This window comes from Fibrivirga algicola, from assembly GCF_011742925.1.
Lineage (GTDB): Bacteria > Bacteroidota > Bacteroidia > Cytophagales > Spirosomataceae > Fibrella > Fibrella algicola.
The window spans coordinates 1-4,394 of record NZ_WAEL01000020.1 but is presented as its reverse complement, the minus strand read 5'-3'; the positions used below and the strand labels follow the sequence as shown (position 1 = coordinate 4,394).

Genomic DNA, 4,394 nt, shown 5'->3' with positions numbered 1-4,394 from the left:
GGCAACGGTAACGGTGCTGGATCAACCCCTGCTCAGCCTACAGGCGAGCGCAACACTCGTTGCAGCCGGTACCCCCGTCAGCCTGTCAGCCATCGGCTGTGCGGGCACCATCACCTGGAGCAACGGAGCAACCGGTAGCACTATCACGGTCGTACCAACCCAGGCCAGCCAGACCTACAGCGCCACCTGCACCACCGGGCCAGCCTGCTTTACCACCGCCAGCATCCAACTCCTGACCACCGCCGCCCTGGGGGACTTCGTCTTCGAGGATGTCAACAAAGATGGGGTGCAGGACAGCAATGACCTACCCATCGCCGGAGCCACGGTCACCCTGCTCCAGAACGGCAGCCCCGTGGCCACCACCACCACTGATGCCAGCGGGCTCTACAGCTTCACGGGCCTGGCCCCGGGCACGCCTTACTCGGTGAGCTTCACCACCCCAGCGGGCTTCTCGACCACGACGGGGGCCAATGTGGGCGGTGATGATGGCCTGGACAGCGACCCGGTCAACGGGGTGACGGCCTCACTGACGCTGGGGGCCGGGGAGGTCAACGCCAGTCTGGACGCTGGTTTTGTGCGGCCCCTTGTGCCGCCGGTGAGCTATGCCCTGGCCAAGAGCGTAGACCAGAGCCGGGCCGAGAAGGGCGGGGTGGTGACCTACACCATTTCGCTGACCAACACCAGCCCAACGACCGGCACTAACGTAGTTGTTACCGACGCCTTCAGCAGTTCGGCCCTGACGCTTGTTGGCTCCGTTACCGTCTCAGCAGGCAGCTTTACGCCATCGCCAACTGGTGGAGAATGGACGATTCCGTCACTCACTGGTGGCAGCGTGGTTACGCTCCAATATAAGGCGCAGGTCGAAGTAGAAGGAATTACCTATAACGTAGCCACCGCTCCTGATGGACATACGGCCACGGCTTGTGTGACGGTGCCCTACCATGTCTGTGACAATGTTCCCTTCGAGTTCCTGATTTCAGCGCCAGCCAGCTTTAGTGCTTACCAGTGGTCGCGCAACGGCACGCCAATTCCAGGGGCCACCAGCCCAACCTATAGTGTTACAGAAGCGGGTGAATACACTGTTTCGGTAACAAATCAGACAGGTTGCACAGATGGTACCTGTTGCCCCTTCGTAATAATCACGGATGCCGCCCCCAGCCTTACCGCAGTGGGTATAGCGGCTAACTGTATAGGTGCTACGCCGCAAAACACAGCTAGTATTAGCCTGGTAGGCAGCAGCCCGAACGCAATAAGCTACAACGTTAGCCTGGGCAGCAGCTTTACCACACCACTACTGGCCAACAACCAGTCGCTGTCGGCGGTAAGTGGCGGAGTGTTGCTGGCCAATCAGGCAAACCCCGATGAAGCGCCTGGTCAGAGCTACACGATTCGGGTGTACTCAGCTACTGGCTGCTACAGCGATGTGGTGGTCGTGATTCCGCCAACCCAGTGCGCGTGTCCGGCTGTGAAGTGTACACCGTTCACGGTTCGGAAAGTGGCGAAGAAGTAGATTACACCCGAAGACTCCAATAACGCAATCAGGCCAGCCTCACGAGGGTTGGCCTGATTGCGTTATTGGAGTCTTCGGAACAGTGATACCTTTCTATAAAATCGATTAGCAAGCTAATAAGCTTACTGCGTAGCCAGTTAATCAGTTAACCGCGCGTAGGTACGTTGTAGCTGCGGCGTGTGTGCATTTTTCGTAATCAATTGAAGTATGCTGGTCTTATACCTTGTCTGTTTTCCAAGAGTATCGCCATAGTCTATATTCGAGGCTGGCATAATTCTTGTCTGTCTACCCCTTTCCTGCTTTAAAACGCTTACCACTAAAGCTTATATGTCCACCATCATGTTACTGGCCTAACTTTAGGCCTTGCCATCAAACAGGACAGCCCAATCTATACTTAACTTACTAATCATCAGTGCTTTATACTTTTACACAAGACAGCACTTTAGCACCCTACTTATCCCATATATAAGTATATAAACCCTAACATTTAAGTTCGGTCTCATTATTGATTCATGACAGTAGTCTGCTCCCCACTTAGCAGTACAATTATCTGATCATGAAAAATAAGTATTTGCTTTTCCGCTGGGCGTTTGTCGGCCCTAAGACGTTCAGCTACAAGCTCTTCCTCTTTTTTGGACTGTTACTCCCTATCGTTGCGCAGGCACAATCCATTTCGGGAACGGTTTTCAGAGACTTCAACAGTAACGGTGTCTACGATACGCCACCCGCTTCAACTACCCATACAGAATTGGGACTCGCTGGTGTTGAGGTAAAGGTTTTCAACGCGGCTGGCGCAAACGTAACGCCAGGGCTTGCCGTAACCACCACGGCAAGTGGGTCGTATACAATTACCCCTACTCAAAGCGGCCCCTACCGGGTTGAATTAACTTTCCCTGCCAGTCTTGACCACTATTTTCAGGGATTTGTGGTCAGTAGTCAAGCGTCGAATGTGCAGTTTGTGACAACGTTGCCTGCCACCGTAAATTTTGGCGTCATCTATCCAAAAGATTTTTGTCAGCCAAACCCCGACCTGGCCGTATCCTGTTTTGTGAGCGGTGACCCATTATTGGCGGGTAGCAGCGTAGCGGATGACGATGCACTTGTTAAAGTACCTTTCGGAATAGCCAGTGCCAGCACGACGTCGCCCACGAAACTAGCAACAGCACTTGACGTGGGCAGCGTTTGGGGAGCGGCCTATCAGCGTACAACCAAAAAATTATTTACTTCTGCTTTTCTGAAACGGCATGTAGGCCTTGGCAAGTTAGGTCTGGGAGGCATTTATGTGACCAATGTTACCACTACTCCAACCAGCACAACGTATGCCGATCTCGAGTCATTGGGTATCGACCTGGGTGCTTCATTACTTGGTGCTCGGACACTACCCAGTAGTGGCACCGTTTCGAATAATGACGCTAACGTCTTCAATTTGGTAGGCAAAATCGGCCTTGGCGGACTTGCCATCTCTGACGACGAAAGTAAGTTGTACACTATAGACTTGTACAACAAGCAACTGATTATCATGAACATCGGCAACCCGGCTAAAAGCAGCCTGGTCGCAGCTGATCTTCAATTAGTCAGTTTGCCTGCACCAAGTTGCCCGAACGGTAGCGGTGCTGTGCGTCCATTCGCGGTGAACGTTGCGAATGGAAAGGTGTACGTTGGACTAGTATGCTCGGGCGAGACCAGTGTCGTTTCAAGTGCCTCCAATCTGACGGGGTATGTGTATGAGATGGAACCGACGACAAACGTATTTTCTACCTCTCCTATATTGACTATTCCGCTGAGTTACACGAAAGGAGATATGCATACTAGCTGGGCATCACTGGGAAACACCTGGAGCCCGTGGGTTACCACCTTCACTCAATTATACCGGGGGGGAGCCTCAACAGTTGGTGCACGCGTTGGCCGCGCTCAACCCATGCTCTCTAACATCGGCTTCACCGACGATGGCGACATGCTGATCACCATGATGGACCGGGGTGGGCATCAGCTAGGTTATAGGAACCGAAATACGACAGATACCAAAATAACGCCCGACACCTTATATAATGGTTACATTAGTGGAGACCTCCTGCGCGCTCGCTACAACGGGTCGGCTTGGGCGCTGGAAAGCAATGGTCGGGTTGCAGCTACATCGACGAAAGCCCTGTTAACAGGCGCTGGGGTTGCTAATAGTCAAGGCCCTGATGGTGGCGAGTTTTACGCCAATGAAAACTATAATGATGGTACTAATGATGTTCATCAGGAGACTGTACAAGGTGGGTCCGTTGTTGTACCTGGCACTAACCAAGTAGTAACTACTGTAATGGATCCCATATCTGTATGGTCAGGCGGATTTAGTTGGTTCAGCAATACGAACGGAGATGACCTTAAGCGCTATCAAGTCTACCTCACGGTGGGCACAGGAGCCAATGCAGCTACTTATGGGAAAGCGAATGGACTAGGTATCATTGCAGCGACCTGTGACCCCGCCCCTATTCAGATTGGTAACCGGGTTTGGAAAGATACCAACAACAATGGTATACAGGATGCAGGCGAATTGCCACTGGCCGGGGTCATTATTTTGCTGAAAGGAACCGGTCTTCCCACCGCAGGCGTGTCGGTAACAACAAGCGCAAGTGGCGAATATTATTTCTCGAATCGCACGGCTACCTCGACAACAGGTTTTGCCAATAGTCTCAGTTTGACCTACGGTGGCTCTTACTCACTAACTTTCCCACTAAGCGCCAGTGCAGGTACGTTGAATCTGAGCGGCAAGCCGAACTCAGCAACAGGTACGAATGCGGATGCCATTGATACCGATGCCAGTTCGTCAGGCCTGATTTCCTTTTCGCTAGGCTTACCCGGTCAGAATAACTTCAATTATGACGTGGGGTACATCGAC

General features: G+C 52.6%; 2 protein-coding genes. Both read left to right on the top strand.

From position 1 onward, the window contains the following. On the top strand, window positions 1-1,510 hold a 1,510-nt coding region (locus tag F7231_RS26995; protein WP_166694340.1), incomplete at its 5' end, for an SdrD B-like domain-containing protein. 556 nt (window positions 1,511-2,066) lie between these two features. After that, window positions 2,067-4,394, top strand: a 2,328-nt coding sequence (locus tag F7231_RS26990) for an SdrD B-like domain-containing protein (RefSeq protein WP_310589401.1), incomplete at its 3' end; no start/stop codon positions are given.